This is a genomic window from Deinococcus budaensis, assembly GCF_014201885.1.
In the GTDB taxonomy this organism is placed as follows: domain Bacteria; phylum Deinococcota; class Deinococci; order Deinococcales; family Deinococcaceae; genus Deinococcus; species Deinococcus budaensis.
This window is the reverse complement of sequence record NZ_JACHFN010000004.1, coordinates 240,150-258,518: the sequence shown is the minus strand read 5'-3', so window position 1 is coordinate 258,518 and position 18,369 is coordinate 240,150. Positions and strand designations below refer to the sequence as shown.

The window sequence follows — 18,369 nt, the reverse complement described above, 5'->3', positions numbered from 1 at the left end:
CGTGCGGCCCCTTCCTGCTCAGACCCTGGTGCTCACGGCGCTGCTCGGCCTGGGAAGCCTGCCCGGCGGCGCGGGCTGGGGAGCGGCCCAGACCTCCCCGGTTCAGTCCGCTCCGGCCCGCCTGGAGGCCCTGCCCGGCGACTTCCTGACCCTGCCGCTGCGGCTGCCGGACCAGCCCCCGGGCACCTACCGCGTCACGGCCACGCTGCCGCGCGACTGGGCGCTGCTGACCACGGAACTCGACCTGGCGGCAGGCGGCGCGGCCCTGCTGGCGCTGCACCTGCCGGACGACGCCGCAGCGGGGCCGCACGACCTCGTGTTCACGCTGACGGGTGCGGGGGGGGCTGAGGTGCGCTGGCCGGTCACGGTGGTCGTGGCGGCGCAGCCCAACTTCGCGCTGACGCTGCCGGACCCCGCGCAGGTGCGGCCCGGCGAGCGGCGCACTTTCACGGCGCGGGTGACCAACCTGGGCAACGCCCGCGACACCCTGCGCCTGAGCGTGGAGGGCAGCGCGAGCGTGACCCCCGAGCGCCTGACCCTCGGCCCCGGCGAGAGCGCCGAGGTGAGGCTGGACTACACGCAGAGCACCCTGGGCAACGCCGATACCCTGACCCTGCGCGCGCAGAGCAGCGTGGACCCCGCCCTGCGCCGCGAGGGCCTGCTGACCTTGAGTGTCGGCACCCCCCCGGCGCGCGGCGGCGGCCCCCAGCTCACCTGGAGCGCCACCCTGGCGCCCGAGGTCTCGCGGGAGGCTGGGGCGCGGGCGACCCTGCCGCGCGACCCGGTCACGGGCGTCCCCACCCTGCCGGGCCTGCCCGCCCCGCCTGCGGGGGGCGCGGACCCCGTCGGGGACGCGGCGGGCCTGAGCTGGGGCGGGAACTTCGGCGTCGGCGTCGGCGGGCAGCTCAGCGACTACGCCTCGGGCGGGGTGGGCTACGCGGCCCGGCGCCTGGACGACGGGACCTGGCGCGACGACGGCCTGGCCCAGCTCGACTGGGGGGGGCTGAGCGTCACGGCCCGCAGCCGCTCGGGGCTGTCGCAGCTCGACCTGGGCGCCGAGTACCGCCGGGGCGACTACCTCTACGGGGTCAGCGTGGCGCGGGACGTGGGGGAAGGCGGCGTGACCTACGGGGTCGGCGGGCGGGTGTCGCACCGCTCGGGCCTGTACCTGTCGGCCACCCACACCTTCGGGGAACCGGGCGCAAATGCCTTCGGGGTGGGCTGGACGCGCGCCCTGGGCGCCTTCACGCCCACGCTGGAGGTCAGCGCCCTGCGCCTGGGCGCCCGCTGGGGCTACGGGGTGCTGGAGCGCCTGGACTACGAGAATGCCCTGCTGCTGCTGCGTCAGGAGTACCGCTTCGACAGCCTGGGGCAGCAGCAGCAGCTCAGCGTGCAGGTCAGCTCGCGCCAGCTCGAACCCTTCGGCGTGAGCGTGGGCGCCAGCGTGAGCAGCCTGGGGGGCGTGTGGCGCTACGACCTGGGCGGGCAGGCGACCTACCGCCCCGACGAACACTTCCGCGCCGCCGTGCAGGCGGGCTACGGCAGTGGTGGCTTTCGCGCCCGGTTCAGCGCCCTGAAGCAGTGGCCGCTGGCGGTGGGCGACCTGTACCTGGGCGGCCAGGCCGACTACGAGGGGGGCCAGCTCAGCGGCGCCGCGCAGCTGACCGCCGCGTTGCCGCAGCCGTCCGGCGAGCTGCTGCTCAGCGGGCTGGTGGGCTACGCGGGCGGCGTCTACGCGGGCGCCGGGGCCGGCTACCTGCGCGGCCCCTTCAGCGTGGCGGGCAGCGTGCAGTACGGCGCTTCCGGGCTGCGCGGAACCCTGAGTGCCGCCTACCGCCCCGAGCGCGGGCTGTACCTCTCGGCCGACTACCGCCTGGACCGGGGCGGCCTGGGCCTGGGCCAGAGCGTGCGCGGCAGCGTGGGCTACGGCCGGGGCGGGTGGTCGGCGGGCGCCTTGCTGGGCTACAGCCGCGCGCCGGGCCGCGCCGCAGAGCTGAGCTACGGAGCCAGCGCCACCGGCCAGCTGCTGCCGACCTTGCAGGTGCAGGCCAGCGCCGAGCGCACGGGCAGCCGCACCCGTTTCTCGGTGGGGGGCCGCTTCACGCCCTCGGGGGCCGTGCGGACGCCGGACGCCGTGGTGGCGCTGTTCGGCGGGCGCAACGCGGGCACCCTGCGGCTGCGGGCCTTCGAGGACCTCAACCGCAACGGCGCGCGCGACGCGGGCGAGCCGGGCGTGGCCTCGCGCTTTCTGGTTGGCGGGCAGCCCCTGAGCACGGACGCGGCGGGCGAGGCCAGCCTGCTGCTCACCCCCGGCCGCTACGAGGTGGGCCTGGACGGCGACGTGCTCGCGCAGTTCCTGATTCCCGCCCTTCCGGCGGCCGAGGTGAAGTGGCGCGAGACGGTCAGCGTGGAGGTTCCCGTGCGGCAGGTCGGCTCGGTGCAGGGCCGCCTGACGGACGAGGGCGGGCGGCCCGTGGTGGGCGCCGAGGTGCGGCTGGCGGGCGCGGTCGGCGAGCACGGCGCCGTCAGCGACGGGGCCGGGTACTACCGCCTGAGCGGCCTCGATTTCGGGACCTACACCCTGACCCTCCAGGCCGACCCGGCGCTCTACCGGGTGCCCGGCCCCGCGCCGCTGACCCTGGCGAGTGGTGAGGCCCTGCTGACCCACGACGCCGTTCTGGCCAGCAACGCCGAGCTGCGCGGGGTGGAGACGGAGGGCCTGAGCCTGCGGGTGATCCTGCCGGAAGAGGCCCTGCCCCCCGGCACCACCCTGCCTGTCCGGGTGGAGGTTGACCCCGCTGCTGGGGGCGCTGCCCAGAGCGTGGCTGCCGAGAGCGTGGTGGTCGAGGGCCTGCCGACGCCGCTGGTCCTCAGGAACACCGGCGGCAACGTCTGGGAGGGTACCCTGACCCTGCCCGCCGACCAGCAGACGCCGCTGGAGGTGCAGATCGTGGCCCGCCAGGGAGACCGCCGCGTGGCCGAGGAGCGGGCGCTGCTGCTGGTGGACCCGGCCCTGCCTGCCGCCAGCCTTCAGGTGGCCCCCTACAACGCCCTGCCCGGCCAGGTGCTGACCCTGCGCGCCGTGGTCTACGGCGCCGTGACCCGGGTGCAGGTCCGCGACGCCGGGGGCCGCGTGACCGACCTGAGCGCCGGGCCGGGCCGCAGCTACGCCGCCGAACTCGCGGCCCCGGCCTCGCCCGGCTCCCACACCCTGACCCTGCTGGTGGACGGCGAGCCGCGCGCCGAGGCCGCCTACCGGGTGCTGGGCCGCCCCTGAACGGCGGCAGCGGCGCCTGCGGGGGAGAGGGGAGCCAGCGGTAATGACCCCGTAACAGCCAGGACCCACCCTGAGGGCAAGGAGGGAAGGTATGTTCCGACACATCCTGGTGACGACCGACGGCAGTCCCCTCGGGAATCTGGCGCTGCCCACCGCCGCCGACCTCGCCCGCAAATACGGTGCCCAGTTGACGCTGCTGTACGTGCTCCCCCCGGCCCCGACCGGCGTCTTCGCGGAGGGCGCCGCCTACGCCTACGACTACGACGAGGAGCGCGAGCGCCTGCTCGAATACGGCACCCACCTGCTCGACGAGGCCCGGCGCAGCATCGACTATCCTGGCACGCAGGTCCTGTGCCTGGAAGGCACCGGCCAGCCGGTCGCGCAGGTGATCGCCGACCAGGCCGAGCGCCGGGGCGTGGACCTGGTGGTCATGAGCACCCACGGGCGCAGCGGGCTGGCGAACTTCTTCCTGGGCAGCGTGGCGGGGGCGGTCCTCCGCAAGGTCCAGATTCCGGTCCTGCTCGTCCGCAATCCCAAGACTGCCGCGAAAGCCCCTGCCGCCGAGCCGCAAGAAAACGCCGTCTGAGCTGGAGGCTGGGCCACAGGCAAATCCGGGCCGCGCGGGCCTGCCCCTAAAATGCCCTGGCCTGGCGCGGAGCGGCTCCACCTGCCGCTCCACTCTTTGTCAGCCGCTACAGTCGGCCCATGCAGGCCATCCTCTACCGGCAGTTTCAGGCGCGCCCCGAGCTGGTCACCGTTCCCGACCCGGCGCCGCCGGAAGGCGGGGTGGTCGTGGAGGTGGCGGCGACCGGCGTCTGCCGCAGCGACTGGCACGGCTGGATGGGCCACGACCCCGACATCGCGCTGCCGCATGTGCCCGGTCACGAGCTGGCCGGAACAGTGGTCGCGGTCGGCGCGGGCACCCGCAACTGGCAGGTGGGCGACCGGGTCACGGTGCCGTTCGTCTCGGGGTGCGGGCGCTGCGGCGAGTGTCAGGCGGGCCACCAGCAGGTCTGCGAGCGGCAGTTTCAGCCGGGGTTCACCCACTGGGGGTCTTTTGCCGAGTACGTGGCGCTGCACCACGCCGACGGCAACCTGGTCCGGCTGCCGGAGAGCCTGGATTTCGTCACGGCGGCCAGCCTGGGGTGCCGCTTCGCCACCTCGTTCCGGGCGGTGGCGCAGCAGGGGAGGGTCCGGGGCGGCGAGTGGGTGGCGGTCCACGGCTGCGGCGGCGTGGGCCTCTCGGCCGTCCTGATCGCCCACGCGCTGGGGGCGCGGGTGATCGCGGTGGATATCGACGGCGCCAAATTGCAGCGGGCGTGCGAGCTGGGTGCCGACCTCACCCTCGACAGCCGCGCGGTGCCCGACGTGCCGGGGGCCATCCGCGACCTGACGGGCGGGGGCGCCCACGTCTCGCTGGACGCGCTGGGGCACCCCCGGACCTGTTTCGATTCGGTCCAGAGCCTGCGGACGCGCGGACGGCACGTGCAGGTCGGCCTGCTGCTGGCCGATCAGCGCTGCCCGCCGCTGCCGATGGACCGGGTGATCGCCCGCGAACTGGAAATCTACGGCAGCCACGGCATGGCCGCCCACGCCTATCCAGGGATGCTCGGCATGATCGAACGCGGCCTGCTGCGGCCTGAGCGTCTGCTGGGGCAGCGCATTCCGCTGGCGGGCGCCATCGACGCGCTGGTGAACATGGACCGCTTCGTGGGGACCGGCGTCACGGTGGTGGACCGCTCGCTGCCAGGCTGAAGGGCCAAAGCCTACCGCCCCGCCCGGGCCGTCACCGCGTACAGCGGGTCGTGGCCCGCGCCCGGACTGCGGTCGTGCGAGGTGATCTCCTGCCAGCCCCCGGCCTCCCGCAGGTAGCCCGCGACGAGTGCCCGTTGCCCGGCGCTGTCCAGCGCGTGCCAGATGGCGACGGCTTTGGTGGGAAAACAGCGGTTGGAAAAGGTGATCACCACCGGCGCGCCCGGCGTGAGCACCCGGCCCAGGTCGCGCAGAACCTCGACCGGGCGAGTCAGGTAGTCGATCGAGACGGTCAGCCCCGCGCCGTCAAATTCCCCGTCCCCGAAGGGCAGCCGGGGGTCGCGGTTGAGGTTTTGCACCACCCAGGCGTCCAGGCGCCCATTGGCGGCCAGCTCCTCGCGGTTCAGGCCCAGGCCCACCACCCGGCGGTAGGCGACCTCCGGCGGGAGGTGGCTCACCCACGAACTCATCAGGTCGAGAATCGCGCCGCCCGGCGGCAGGAACTCGCGGTACAGCGTGGTGACGGCGGCGATGGCCGCGTCGTCGATGTGGGTGACAAAGCGCGGCTGGCGGTAGAACGCCTCGTCGGGCGTCTCGTCCAGGCGCCGGAAGGCCTCCGGGGGCAGGCGGCTCATGCGGTCCATTGTGCCGGGCGGGTCGCCGGACAAGCGTGCGAAGTCCTGCGGTGCGGGGGCGGGCGCCGTGTCCTCCCGGCAGCAAGTGGCCCCCCACCCCAGGGGCGAAGGGGGGGGCCAGCCGAACTGAGGGGCCGACCTGAGGGTCTGCGGCAGCCGTCAGGCCTGGGGCCGGGCGCTGGGTTTGCGCGTCTGCCACAGGCTGACCAGGATGCCGCCGCCCAGGATGGCGAGGGTCACGCCCAGACTGATCGCCGGGTCAAGCTTGCCGAAAAACTGGTTGTAGAAAATTTTGCCGCCGATAAACACCAGCACCAGCGCCAGCGCGGGCTTGAGCGCGGCGAAGCGGTGAATTAGGGCGTCCAGCGCGAAATACAGGGCGCGCAGGCCCAGAATCGCGAAGATGTTGCTGGTGTACACGATAAAGGGGTCCTGGGTGATCGCGAAGATCGCCGGAATGGAATCCACCGCGAAGACCAGGTCCGCGAACTCGACCAGCAGCAGCGCCAGCAGCAGCGGCGTGGCGTGCAGGCGCACCCGTCCGGCCGCGTCGGGCAGGCGGGTGACGAACTTCTCGCCGTCGAGCTTCGGGCTGATGGGCATCACCCGCCGCAGGGCGCGCACGACCGGGTGGCGCTCCAGGTCGGGGGCCGCGTGTCCGCCCTTCACGAACAGCAGCCGCACCCCCGTGAGCAGCAAAAAGGCCCCGAACACCCACATCACCCAGTCGAAATTGCTGACCAGCGCCGCGCCCAGCCCGATCATGACGCCCCGCAGCACGATCACGCCCAGGATGCCCCAGAACAGCACCCGGTGTTGCAGGTGCCGCGGGACAGCCAGCGCCGCGAAAATCACACTGATCACGAAGACGTTGTCCAGCGCCAGGGCTTTTTCCACCGCGAAGCCGGTGAAGTACGCCAGGCCGCTGTCGGCGCCCAGTGCCCACCAGACCCACCCGCCGTAGGCCAGCGCGATCAGGATGTAAAAGGCGCTGAGCTTCAGGCTCTCGGCCACCCCGATCTCCTGCGGCCCTTCCTGGGCCTGCTTGGCGGCGCGGCGGCGGCCCAGCACGCCCAGGTCAAAGGCCAGCAGCCCCACCACCAGCACCAGAAAGATCAGCCACATCCAGGCGGGTTTGCCCAGCCACAGGGTCGTCAGCACATCGCCAGCCAGCACGTCCACAGCGAAGCCCTTTCGGCCGCGTCCCGGCTGGACGTGTGCTGGCGCGGGGGCCATCCACGGACAGGCGCGGGAACGGGGCCTGCCCAGGTCTGGCCTTTGCTGTTCTGGACCGGGGCGAGCTTCTCACCCGAACTGACGATCCCGAACGCCCTGCCCCACGGGGCAAGGTGGCGTACTCCCCTGGCGTTTGGAAGATAATGCCGTGATTTCGTGGCCGCGACTGTACTTTGAATCACGGTTCCGGATTCCGGTTATTCGTGTCGCCTTAGGGCAAGACCAACCGGCGGCCGTGGCCGGTGGGTCAGGCGTCTTCCGGGCCGGGCAGCGGGTCGGGCGGCCCCAGCACGCTCAGCAGGTCGTGGAGGCTGCGGTGGGCCTCCAGCGGGTGGCGCAGCGGGCGCGACGTGTCGATGCGGTAGCGGTTGCGGCGGCCCTCGCGGACCTTGCTGAGGACCCCGGCTTCTTCCAGGTCGGCCACGATGCGCTGCACCGCCCGCTCGGTGATGCCGACCCGGCCGGCCACCTCGCGCAGGGTGCTGCCTTCTCCCTGCGCCAGACACAGCAGCACGTGGGTGTGGTTGGTCAGGAAGGTCCAGCTGCCCTCGGCTGGCCGCTCAGCGGGCGGCGTTCCCGCGCTGCTGGAGGAGGAAGTCCTCATGCGCCCTGCTCCCCTGGCTTGCCCACCCCAGCCCTTCCCGGTCTATACGCAGTCCAAGTCACGACCTCAAACATACGACAAACGTTTCGTGTATCTTGATTCGCGTTAGACATGGCCAAGCCGAGTCTAACGGAAGCGAGGCTCCCCATGACCCTGTCCCAGACTTCTGCCCATCCCTCCGAATCGCTGCCGCCCACGGCGGTCCGCCCCGCCCTGATTCCGGTCGCGGTCGCGCACGGCGACGGTATCGGCCCCGAGATCATGCGCGCGACCCTGCGTGTGCTGGCGGCGGCGGGCGCCCCCATCGAGCCGGTCGAGGTCGGCATGGGCGAGCACCTCTACCGTCAGGGGCACACCTCGGGCTTCGATCCGGGCGCCTGGGAGACCCTGCGCCGCACGGGGGTGCTGCTCAAGGCCCCCATCACCACCCCGCAGGGCGGCGGCTACAAGAGCCTGAACGTGACCCTGCGCAAGACGCTGGGTTTGTACGCCAACGTGCGGCCCTGCCGCGCCTACGCGCCCTTCGTGCCCACCCTGCACCCGGCGATGGACCTCGTCATCGTGCGCGAGAACGAGGAAGACCTCTATGCCGGAATCGAGCACCGCCAGACGCGCGAGGTCGTGCAGTGCCTCAAACTCGTGACCCGCGAGGGCTGCGAGCGGATCGTGCGCTACGCCTTCGAGTACGCCCGCGCGCACGGGCGGCGCAAGGTCACGGCGCTCACCAAAGACAACATCATGAAGCTGACCGACGGCCTCTTTCACCGGGTCTTCGACGAGATCGGCGCCGAGTACCCCGAGCTGGAGAGGGAGCACCAGATCATCGACATCGGCACCGCGCGGGTCGCCACCCGCCCCGAGCGTTACGACGTGATCGTGACCCTGAACCTCTACGGCGACATTCTCTCGGACGTGGCCGCCGAGGTCGCGGGGTCGGTGGGGCTGGCAGGCAGCGCCAACATCGGTGAGCGCTTCGCGATGTTCGAGGCGATCCACGGCTCGGCCCCCGACCTGGCCGGACAGGACCGCGCCAACCCCAGCGGCCTGCTGCAAGCGGCGGTGCTGATGCTGGCGCACCTGGGCGAGACGGCGTGCGCCGAGCGCATCCAGAACGCCTGGTTGCGGACCCTGGAAGACGGCGTGCATACCCCCGACATCGCGGGCGAGCACACCCGTGAGGTGGTGGGCACCCAGGCCTTTGCCCAGGCGGTGGTCGCGCGGCTGGGCCAGCGCCCGGTCCACCTTCCGGCGGCGGCGCTGGGCAGCCAGGCCCCGGCGCTCGACCGCCCGCCCGTCACGCGGCCCCCCATCGCCAAACAACTTGTCGGCACTGACGTCTTCTTCGAGTGGTCGGACGCCGGGCGCGACCCCGAGGTGCTCGCCGGGGTGCTGCAAGCGGCCCAGACCGAGCGCCTGACACTGAGCATGATTACCAACCGCGGCGTCAAGGTGTGGCCGCAGGGCTTTCCCGAGACCTACCACGCCGACCACTGGCGCTGCCGCTTCCTGGGCGAGGGGCCGGTGACCCACGGGGACGTGCTGGCGCTGCTGGAGCGCCTGCTGGGCACCGGGCTGGACTTCATCAAGACCGAGCACCTCTACACCTTCGACGGGGCGCCGGGCTACTCGCTGGGCCAGGGACAGTAAGGGCCGGGAGCGCGCGGCCCGGCGCCTCCTGGCGGGCCGCCGCTCAGGGCTGGTGCTTGGGCGACAGGGCCACGGTGGTAAACCAGAAGGAGCCGAACGAGCGGATCACGTCCACGAACTCGCTGATGGTGACGGGTTTGGGGATGTAGGCGTTGGCGTGCAGGTTGTAGCTGCGCCAGATGTCACTCTCGGCGCGCGAGGTGGTGAGCACCACGACCGGGATATTGCGCAGGGCGTCGTCGGCCTTGAGCACGTCGAGCACCTCCAGGCCGCCCATGCGCGGCATGTTCAGGTCGAGCAAGATCACGTCGGGGGTGGGCGCCCCGGCGTGGAGACCCTGGCGGCGCAGGAAGCTCAGCGCTTCGACGCCGTCGCGGGCGATGTGCAGCCGGTGGGGAAAGTGCGCCTCCTCAAAGGCTTCCTCGGTCAGCAGGATGTCGGCCGGGTTGTCCTCGACCAGCAGGATCTCGATGGCTTTGGGGGCAGGGGTCATGGCGGGGAGGTCTCCTGTGGGCCGGGGGGCGGGCGGGTGGGGGGCGGAAGGGTGAAGGTGAAGGTGCTGCCTGCGCCGGGGGTGCTCTGCACGCGGAACTGGCCTCCGTGCCGCTCGGCGGCGGTGCGGGCGACCGCGAGGCCGATGCCGCTGCCGGGAAACTCGTCCATCCCGTGCAGGCGCTGGAAGACCCCGAAGATCCGCTCAAAATACTGCGGTTCGATGCCGATACCGTTGTCCTGCACATGAAAGGCCCAGCCCGCCGCGCCGCCGTCTTCCCGGCGGCCCACTTCCGGCTCGGCCCAGACCCGGACCTGCGGCGGGCGGCCCTCGGCGCGGAACTTCAGCGCGTTGCCCAGCAGATTCAGGAAGATGTGGCGCAGCAGGTCGGGATTGGCCTGGACGGTGGGCAGCGGCCCGCGCTCGACCGTGGCGCCCGAGGCCTCGACCTCGGCGTGCAGGTCCTGAATGACCCCCTCCACCAGCGCGGCGGTATCGACCTCGGTCAGCGGGCGCTGCGACTGGCGCACCCGCGAGTAGGCCAGCAGGTCCTGAATCAGGTTCTTGAGCCGGGCGGTGGCCGCCGTGGTAAAGCCGATGTACTGGTCGGCGCGGGCGTCGAGCTGGCCGTGGTAGCGCCGCGCGAGCAGCTCGGTGTAGCTGGAGATGGTCCGCAGCGGCTCTTGCAGGTCGTGCGAGGCCACGTAGGCGAACTGCTCGAGTTCGCGGTTGCTGCGGCTGAGTTCCTCGTTGCTGGCGCGCAGAGCCTGGCCCGCTTCCTCCAGCGCCCGCTCGCGGCTTTGCACGGCGTCCGCCATGCGGTGGAACTGGCCGCCCAGCTCGTTGAGTTCGCGCAGCGGCAGGGGCGGCAGCCGGGCGCCGTACTCCCCGGCGGCAATCGCCTCCGCGCCCACCATCAGCTGCGCGGCGCTGCGCGAGAGGGTGTGGGCGGTGCGCAGGGCCGCCAGAATCAGCAGCGCGGTCGAGAGCAGCAGGCCCGCCACCGTGAGCAGCTGCACCCGGCTCAGGGTCGCGGTGCTGGCGGCCACGGCAGCGCGCAGCCGGGCATTCTCGTTGGTCCGCATCTCGCCCAGCACGCTGCGGGCTTCTTCCAGCAGGCGCCGCCCGTCGCTGCCCTCCACCAGCGCCGCCGCGCCCTCCAGCGAGGAGCGCCGCGCGGCGATCTCGGGCTGCCCGGCCCGCTCGTTCCAGGCTCGCGTCAGCGCGCGGATCCGGCCGATGTTGCGGCGTTGCAGGTCGGTCACGCTGCGGGCCTCCAGCTCACGCAGGTCGTCTTCCAGCGCCAGCCGCCCGCGCTCGTAGGGCTGCAAGAACGTCTCGTCGCCGGTGATCACGAAGCCGCGCTGACCGTTTTCCAGCTCGGACACATCCTCGGCGATGGCCTCGATCAGGGTCAGGCGGGTCTGGGCCGCCGTGACCAGCGCCGCGCTGCGGGCATTTTGCTCCACCCCCGCGATCACGGCGGCGGCCACCCCGATCAGCAGCAGCAGCGGCAGCGAAAAGGCCCGCAGCATCAGGGCCGCGATGCTGGGGGCGGGGCGGGGGCGGGCTGGGGGGGCGTTGGCGGGCGCGGGTGGCGCGGCAAGGGGCGGCATCAGGCTGCATTGTAGGCAGAGGCCGCGTCCTGCTGGGGGCGCCGGGGGAGAACCGGGCGAGAAAGGGAGCGGCCGGTTCCTGGCCCGCCCCCTCTCCCTTGCCGCACTCTCCGGCGGGCACCTCCCGGCGGGAGGTTAGGCCCGGCCCTCCAGGGCGGCGCGGGCCTGTTCCTGAAGGGGCCGCCAGGCGACCTTGCCGGTGGCGCCGCGCGGCAGGCTCTCGACAAAGACGTAGTCGCGCGGGACCTTGTAGGTCGCCATCTGGGTTCTGGCCCAGGCCTCAATCTCCCCGGCGGTCGCCTGCTGCCCGGGCTTCAGCACGATGAGGGCGCGGGCGCGTTCGCCAGTGCGGTCGTCGGGCACCGAGATCACGCAGGCTTCTTGCACCGCCGGATGCCCGTGCAGCGTGTTCTCGACCTCGGCGGGCCAGACCTTCATGCCGGACACGTTCACCATGCGCTTGAGGCGGTCGGTGAAAAAGAAGTAGCCCTCCTCGTCCATGTAGCCCAGATCGCCCGAGCGGAAAAAGCGCTGGCCGCCCAGCTGCATGAAAGCCTCCTCGGTCGCCTCGGGGCGGTTCCAGTAGCCCTGCATGACCTGCTCGCCGCGCATCACGATCTCCCCGACCTCGCCGGGAGGCAGCTCCTGGCCGCTGTCGAGGTCCACCACCCGCGCGTCCACCCCGAACAGCGGCACGCCCAGGCATTGCAGCTTCTGGCGCCCCTTGGGGTTGGAGTGCGACTGCGCCATCGTCTCGGTCAGGCCGTAGCCCTCGGCAAAGGTGATGCCCGTCAGGTCGAGCAGCCGCTGCCCGATGGCCGCCGGGAGGCTCGCGCCGCCGCCCGTCACGCTGCGCAGGCTGCCCAGGTCCGCCGGGTCGAAGTTCGGAGACGCCATCAGGTCGATCACCATGGTCGCCGTGTTCGTCCAGAGGGTGACCCCGTGGTCACGGATCAGCTCACGCGCCGCGTCGCGGTCCCAGCGGGCCATCGCCACGATGGTGCCGCCGCCGTTCAGGGGCGCGAGCAGGCTGTTGATAAAGCCGGTCACGTGGAAAAAGGGCAGCGAGGCCAGAAACACGTCCTCCACCGTGCCGTCCACCCAGGCCCCGGCACCGAACACGTTGGCCTGCACGTTGCGGTGGGTGTGCATGCAGCCCTTGGGCAGCCCGGTGGTGCCGCTGGTGTAGGGCATCACGGCGAGGTCGTCGGGGGTGACCTCGGCGGCGGGCGCGGGGGCGGCCTCCAGCGCCTGCTCCAGCGTCACGTCGCCCGCTTGCAGCCCCGGGGTCACGTCCAGCTCGGTCGGCAGGGGGATTCCGGCCCGCGCCGGGTCGGTCCCCGCCATGACGTTCGCCACGACCGCGTGGGCCAGACCGCCTGCCTTGGCCTTTTCGTACAGCTCGGCGCCCACCACTCCGGCCCGGATGCCCGCGTCTTGCAGGAAAAAGCCGAACTCGCGGGCCTGGAGCATCGGCGCCAGCGGCACCACCACGGCCCCCAGGTGCCAGGCGGCGTGCGCGGCGACGGCCCAGGCGGGGCTGTTTTGCAGCCACACGGCGACCCGGTCGCCCTTGACGACCCCCTGCGCGGTGAGGTGCCCGGCCAGCCGCTCGGCCGAGTCGCGCAACTCGCGGTAGCTCAGCTCGCGGCCGTAAAACCACATCGCGGCCTTGTCGGGGTAGCGCTCGGCCGAGACGCGCAGGTTGTGCATCAGCCCGGTCTGCGGCAGCGTCAGGTTGTGCGGTTTGCCGGGAGGCCAGTAGTGCCCCACGCTGCGGGTGGCGGGCGCGACGGGACGGGGGGGATGCAGGGGACGGTGGTGGGTCATAGGGCCTCCGGAGGAGTGGGGGGAAGCAGCCGCCACGGCGGGGCTGCGGGAACCGGGGACAGCGGAACGCTGAACCTGCGGGGAACTGGGCCTGCCGAAGCTGGGCCTGCCGGAAGAAGTGTGTGCCCCGAGTGTAGGACAAACCCCGCCCGCCACGCACGCGCCCCCTCCCTGCTCGTCACGTGACGAGTAACGTCGGCTGCGGGGGCAGCCCCAGACCTGGGCGCTCCACACTCATGAAGGCCAGCTAAATGTAAAAAAACTCACACGGGGCGCAGGATGACCTCGACCCACACAGTTTCCCCCCCCACCGCTATCCTGAGCCTCCTTTCACCGTGGGTTTCCTGGGAGAAGAGATGAAACACCGTGCATCACGCCGCCTGCTGCTGGGCGCCGCCCCCGCCCTGCTGCTGGCCTCCTGCGGGCAGTCCACCCCACTGGCCGGGGCCGACCCTTACGCGGGCGGCGCCAGCTATCCCTGGTCCTACACGGCCCCGGCCGGCAAGCTCACCACCCTGAGCCTGACCCCCGGCGAGAACAACCTTTACTACGAGCCGATTCTGGCTGCCCGCAACGGCTGGGGGCCGGTCGAGATCGACCGCTCCAACGGCGAACGCTTTGCCGGGGACGGCCGGGCGCTCACCCTGAACGGCAAGACGTACCAGCGCGGCTTCGGCACCCATGCCGGGAGCGAACTGCGCTTCAGCCTGAAGGGGACCGGCGGCGCGACCTGCACCCGCTTTACCGCCGATGTCGGCGTGGACGACGAGGTGGGGTCTCGCGGCAGCGTGGTGTTCGAGGTGTACCTCGACGGGGCCAGGGCCTACAGCTCGGGCACCCTGACGGGCGCGGGCGCGACGAAGCGGGTGGACCTCGACATCACGGGCAAGAGCGAGTTGCGGCTGGTGGTCACCGACGCCGGGGACAACATCCACTACGACCACGCCGACTGGGCGCAGCCCCTGATCCGCTGCGTGGCGAGCGGCGCCCCCGCGCCCGGCAGCCTGGACACCAGCTTCGGCCGGGGCGGGCGCAGCGAGGTGGGCGGTACCGACGCGCAGGCCGAGCCGGGCGGCGCCGTATTGATCTCGGACAGCGCGGGGGGCGACTTCGTCCTGAAGCGCCTGTTTCCCGACGGCCGCGTGCAGCAGGTGCAGACCGACCTCGGGGCCGAGGACGCCGCGTACGCGCTGGCGCGCCAGTCCGACGGCCGGGTCGTGGTCGTGGGCCGCAGCGGGAACAACTTCGCCGCCGCGCGTTACAACGCCGACCTCAGCCTCGACGCCACGTTCGGCAGCGGCGGCAAGGTGGTCACCGACCTGGGCAGCCTGGACGCCGAGGTCGCCTACGCCGTGGCCCTGCAACCCGACGGCCAGATCGTGCTGGCGGGGACGACCGTGCAGCCGGTCCCTGAGGGCACCATTCCCTCACGGGACCTCGCGGTGGTGCGCTACACCGCCGGGGGTCAGCTCGACCCGAGCTTCGGCCGGGGCGGGGTCGTGGTGCAGCGCTTCGACGGCCTGGATTCCCTGGAAGCCACCGAGGACGAGGCCCGCGCCGTGGCGATTCAGCCGGACGGCCGGATCTTGATCGCGGGGAAGGCCGACGATCCGGGCGGCGGGCGGCAGGGGCTGCTGACCCGCCTGACGGCGGCGGGAGCGCTGGACCTCACCTTCGCGGGCCGGGGGTTCGTGCGCAGCGGCGCGTACAGTATCTACAACGGTGTGGCGCTGGAGCCAGACGGCGAGATCGTCGTGGTGGGCTACGATGGCCGCTTCTTCTCGCCGGGCCTGGTGCAACGCTACCGCACCGACGGCAGCTTGCAGGGGCAGGCGGCGGTGGAATTCACCGCGCGTCAATTCGGTAACGAGAACATTCTGAGCGATGTGCTGATCCAGCCGGATGGCCGTGTGCTGGTGGGCGGCCGTGCCATCACCAACGACGGAACGGGCCTGAACGGCTACGCACTGGCGCGCCTCAACACTGACCTGAGCCTGGACACCACCTTCGGCACCGGCGGCAAGATCAACACCGGACTGGGCGCCGTGGCCCTGAGCGGGGCGGAAACGCCTCTGGGCGCCCTGGTCCGCCAGGAGGACGGCCGAATCGTCGTCGTCAGCGCCGGAAGCGCCCGCTTCTGGCCCTGAAGGGCTGAGCATCCGGCAAGTGGGGCGAGCGCGGCGAGAGGGTGCGCGCTCGCCCCGCCCCGTGCAGGGTGAAGGTGAAATACTGGCGCCCAAGTCGTCCTGCCCGCTTGCTGCACTTCCCACCCCCGTCCCGGAGGTCTCCCTTGCCCACGCTTCCCGACCGCCCGTCCGAGCACGAAACCCTCTTCACCATCGAGGCCACGCCCGTCAAGTTCGGCCCCGGCGCCGCCGCCGACGCGGGGTGGGAGGCCGCGCGGCTGGGCCTGCGGCGGGCTTTCATGCTGATCGACCCCGCGCTGGTGGGGGGAGAGGCGGCCCAGGGAGTCCTGGAGAGCCTGCGGGCGGCCGGGGTGGACCCGGTGGTCTACACCGACATCCGGGTCGAACCCGACCTCGCCAGCCTGGAGCGGGCCGCCGCCGCCGCGCGGGCGGCCGGGGTGGACGGCTTCGTCGCGCTGGGGGGCGGCTCGACCCTCGACACGGCCAAGGTCGCCAACCTGCTCGTCACCCACGGCGGCACGGTGATGGACTACGTCAATCCGCCCATCGGCGCCGGGCGCGCTCCGCCGGGACCGCTGCGCCCGCTGCTCGCGCTGCCCACCACCTCCGGCTCGGGGTCGGAGGCGACGACCGTGGCGATCCTCGACCTGCCGGACCTGGGGGTCAAGAGCGGCATCAGCCACCGTTACCTGCGGCCCGCCCAGGCCATCGTGGACCCCCAGCTGACCCGCACCGCGCCGGGGGGCGTGATCGCCTCGGCGGGGCTGGACGTGGTGTGCCACGCCGCCGAGAGCCTGCTCAGCCGCCCCTACACCACCCGCCCGCGTCCGGCGACTCCCGCCGAGCGGCCCCCTTACCAGGGCAGCAACCCGGTCGCGGACCTGTGGTCGGCCCAGGCCCTGCGCTACGGCGGCCAGTACCTGCGCCGGGCCGTGCAAGACCCGGACGACCTCGAGGCGCGCGGCTTCATGATGCTGTCGGCCACCATGGCGGGCGTGGGCTTCGGCTCGGCGGGGGTGCATATCCCGCACGCCTGTGCGTACCCCATTGCGGGCCTGCGCCACAGCTACCGCGCGCCGGGCTATCCGGCGGACCACCCGTTCGTCCCCCACGGCTTCAGCGTGATCGTGACGGCCCCCGCCGCCTTCCGCTACACCTTCGCGGCGGACCCCGCCAAGCACGTCTTTGCCGCCAGCCTGCTGACCGGGCAGACGTACGCACCCGACGACGCCGAGGCGCTGCCAAACGCCCTGCTGGCCCTGATGCGCGACGTGGGCACTCCCAGCGGCGTGGCCGAACTCGGGTACGGAGAGGCCGACCTGCCCGCACTGGTGGCGGGCGCACTGAAGCAGCAGCGCCTGCTGGCGGTCGCGCCCAGGGTGCCGACGGCGGAGGACCTGGAAGGGATTCTGCGCGACTCGCTGCACAACTGGGTGTAGGGAGGAAGGCGGCTCACCCCAGCACGTACCCCCGCGCCACCTCGCGGTAACGCTGCACCTGCGTGTTGGCCCAGGCCTGGTCCTGACCCAGCTCCTCGGCCAGGATGGCGGCGGCGCGGGGGGCGGCCTCCAGGCTCGCGCGGGCGTTCAGCAGCAGAGCGCGGGTGCGGCGCGCCAGCAGGTCCTCGACCGTGCGGGCGCGCTCGAAGCGGACGGCCCAGCGCAATTCGGCCTCGCGGTAGGGCAGCTCCGGGTGCAGCGGGCGGTCGGCGCCGGGCAGCGCCTGCACCCGCTCGGCGTCGGTGCCGTAGACCTTCCAGTGGTCAGGCCGGTCCTCCTGCGACCAGCCGTGCAGGTGCAGCCCCGGGGTCACGGTCAGGCGCTCGGGCAGGCCCGCGAGGCGCTCGGCGCGGTCCACCACGTCCTCACCCATGCGGCGGTAGGTCGTCCACTTGCCGCCCGTCAGGGTGATCAGTCCGCCCCCGGAGACCCGGATGATGTGGTCGCGCGAGAGGGCCGCCGTGGCCCCTGCGGCCGTGGACCCCGCCCCGTCAGTCTTCTCGTTCTTCACCAGCGGGCGCAACCCCGCATACACGCTCCGCACGTCGGCGCGGCCAGGCGCCGGGCTGAGGTAGCGCGCGGCGGTCGTCAGGATGAACTCGATCTCCTCGTCCAACGGACGCGGCTCGAAGCTGGCCTCGGGGACCGGGGTGTCGGTCGTGCCGATCACCACGTGGCCCTGCCAGGGCACCGCGAACAGCACCCGGCCGTCGTCGGTGCGCGGAATCATGATCGCGCTGTCGCCGGGGAGGAAATGGCGGTCCACGACGAGGTGCGTTCCCTGGCTGGGCGAGAGCATGGTCTTGGCGTCCGGGTCCTCCATCCGCCGTACGTCGTCCACCCATACGCCGGTCGCGTTCACCACTGCCCGCGCCCGCGCCTCGTACTCGCGGCCCGTCTCGGCGTCGCGGAAGCGGGCGCCGACGACCTGCTTGCCGTCCTGGAGCAGCCCCACGACGGGCGCGTAGTTCAGGGTCACGCCGCCGTGGTCCTCCAGCGTCCGCAGCAGCGTGATCGCCAGCCGCGCGTCGTCGAACTGCCCGTCGAAATACAGGATGCCGCCCATCAGCCCCTGGGGCTGGAGGGTCGGCGTGCGTTCCAGTGCGGCCTCGCGGTCCAGATACTTGCTGCTGCCCAGGTTCAGTTTTCCGGCCAGGATGTCGTAGAGCTTCAGGCCTACCCCGTAAAAAGGCCCGGCCCACCAGTCGTAGGCGGGCACCACGAAGCCCAGGTCGCGCACGAGGTGGGGCGCGTTGCGGCGCAGCAGCCCGCGCTCGCGCAGCGCCTCGCGCACCAGCGACACGTTGCCCTGCGCGAGGTAGCGCACCCCGCCGTGGACCAGCTTGGTCGAGCGGCTGGAGGTGCCCTTGGCGTAGTCGTGGCCCTCCAGCAGCAGGGTGCGGTGCCCGCGTGTGGCGGCCTCGACGGCGGTGCCCAGCCCCGACGCGCCCCCCCCGATCACCAGGATGTCCCAGGGGTCGGCGGAGGTGGCGGCGGCGAGGGCGGCGGGGCGGGGGTCGGTGGTCATGGGAGTCCTTTCGGTGGCAGAGGGGAGGCGGTGGTCCATCTGAACAGATGTTCAGCCTGTTTGCACATCTGTTCAATGGTCTGGAACACGGTTGCGGGAGGCGGG

The 18,369-nt window shown here is 72.3% G+C and carries 13 protein-coding genes; 6 read left to right on the top strand and 7 right to left on the bottom strand.

Features of this window, described 5'->3' with window-relative positions; translation table 11 throughout:
• Nucleotide 1: 1 nt before the first annotated feature.
• The 3 genes from HNQ09_RS19240 to HNQ09_RS07445 all read left to right on the top strand — a co-directional run bounded on the left by HNQ09_RS19240 (nt 2) and on the right by HNQ09_RS07445 (nt 5,032).
• Nucleotides 2-3,277, top strand: a complete 3,276-nt coding sequence (locus HNQ09_RS19240; protein ID WP_184027417.1) for a carboxypeptidase regulatory-like domain-containing protein — start codon at nt 2-4, stop codon at nt 3,275-3,277.
• A gap of 91 nt (nt 3,278-3,368) precedes the next feature.
• Nucleotides 3,369-3,863 carry a universal stress protein gene (locus HNQ09_RS07450; RefSeq protein ID WP_184027414.1) on the top strand — a complete coding sequence of 165 codons (495 nt, stop codon included), beginning with the start codon at nt 3,369-3,371 and terminating at the stop codon, nt 3,861-3,863.
• A 119-nt stretch (nt 3,864-3,982) separates the two neighbouring features.
• A complete protein-coding gene (locus tag HNQ09_RS07445) occupies nt 3,983-5,032 on the top strand; it encodes a zinc-dependent alcohol dehydrogenase family protein (RefSeq protein WP_184027411.1) in 1,050 nt (349 codons plus the stop codon).
• A gap of 11 nt (nt 5,033-5,043) precedes the next feature.
• On the opposite strand, the gene HNQ09_RS07440 is transcribed toward HNQ09_RS07445, so the two are convergent.
• The 3 genes from HNQ09_RS07440 to HNQ09_RS07430 form a co-directional block, all read right to left on the bottom strand.
• Nucleotides 5,044-5,664: a methyltransferase domain-containing protein gene (locus HNQ09_RS07440; protein WP_184027409.1), complete on the bottom strand. Its 621-nt coding sequence runs from the start codon at nt 5,662-5,664 to the stop codon at nt 5,044-5,046.
• Between the two features lie 159 nt (nt 5,665-5,823).
• Nucleotides 5,824-6,840 (bottom strand): TerC family protein, encoded by a 1,017-nt coding sequence (locus HNQ09_RS07435; protein ID WP_343057657.1) that lies wholly within the window; start codon nt 6,838-6,840, stop codon nt 5,824-5,826.
• 307 nt (nt 6,841-7,147) lie between these two features.
• The gene (locus HNQ09_RS07430; RefSeq protein ID WP_184027408.1) at nt 7,148-7,504 is read right to left on the bottom strand and encodes a helix-turn-helix transcriptional regulator; all 357 of its coding nucleotides are present in this window, start codon (nt 7,502-7,504) and stop codon (nt 7,148-7,150) included.
• Between the two features lie 147 nt (nt 7,505-7,651).
• Here HNQ09_RS07430 and HNQ09_RS07425 point away from each other — a divergent pair, with 147 nt between their 5' ends.
• A complete protein-coding gene (locus HNQ09_RS07425; protein WP_184027406.1) occupies nt 7,652-9,151 on the top strand; it encodes an NADP-dependent isocitrate dehydrogenase in 1,500 nt (499 codons plus the stop codon).
• Between the two features lie 43 nt (nt 9,152-9,194).
• On the opposite strand, the gene HNQ09_RS07420 is transcribed toward HNQ09_RS07425, so the two are convergent.
• From HNQ09_RS07420 to HNQ09_RS07410, 3 genes are all read right to left on the bottom strand, one after another.
• Entirely contained in the window at nt 9,195-9,644 is a 450-nt protein-coding gene (locus tag HNQ09_RS07420; RefSeq protein ID WP_184027404.1) for a response regulator, read from the bottom strand.
• Nucleotides 9,641-11,260 carry a sensor histidine kinase gene (locus HNQ09_RS07415; protein ID WP_184027402.1) on the bottom strand — a complete coding sequence of 540 codons (1,620 nt, stop codon included), beginning with the start codon at nt 11,258-11,260 and terminating at the stop codon, nt 9,641-9,643. Before HNQ09_RS07415 ends, HNQ09_RS07420 begins: the two co-directional genes overlap by 4 nt.
• 135 nt (nt 11,261-11,395) lie before the next feature.
• Nucleotides 11,396-13,090 (bottom strand): long-chain-fatty-acid--CoA ligase, encoded by a 1,695-nt coding sequence (locus tag HNQ09_RS07410; protein WP_184027400.1) that lies wholly within the window; start codon nt 13,088-13,090, stop codon nt 11,396-11,398.
• Nucleotides 13,091-13,446: 356 nt separating this feature from the next.
• Between HNQ09_RS07410 and HNQ09_RS07405 the strand changes: the two genes are divergently transcribed.
• Both HNQ09_RS07405 and HNQ09_RS07400 read left to right on the top strand, forming a co-directional pair.
• Nucleotides 13,447-15,237 carry an NPCBM/NEW2 domain-containing protein gene (locus HNQ09_RS07405; RefSeq protein WP_184027397.1) on the top strand — a complete coding sequence of 597 codons (1,791 nt, stop codon included), beginning with the start codon at nt 13,447-13,449 and terminating at the stop codon, nt 15,235-15,237.
• Nucleotides 15,238-15,380: 143 nt separating this feature from the next.
• Entirely contained in the window at nt 15,381-16,676 is a 1,296-nt protein-coding gene (locus HNQ09_RS07400; protein WP_184027394.1) for a hydroxyacid-oxoacid transhydrogenase, read from the top strand.
• A gap of 13 nt (nt 16,677-16,689) precedes the next feature.
• Here HNQ09_RS07400 and HNQ09_RS07395 read toward each other — a convergent pair whose 3' ends face one another.
• On the bottom strand, nt 16,690-18,264 hold the full coding sequence (locus tag HNQ09_RS07395; RefSeq protein ID WP_184027392.1) for a glycerol-3-phosphate dehydrogenase/oxidase: 1,575 nt from the start codon (nt 18,262-18,264) through the stop codon (nt 16,690-16,692).
• Nucleotides 18,265-18,369 lie beyond the last annotated feature (105 nt).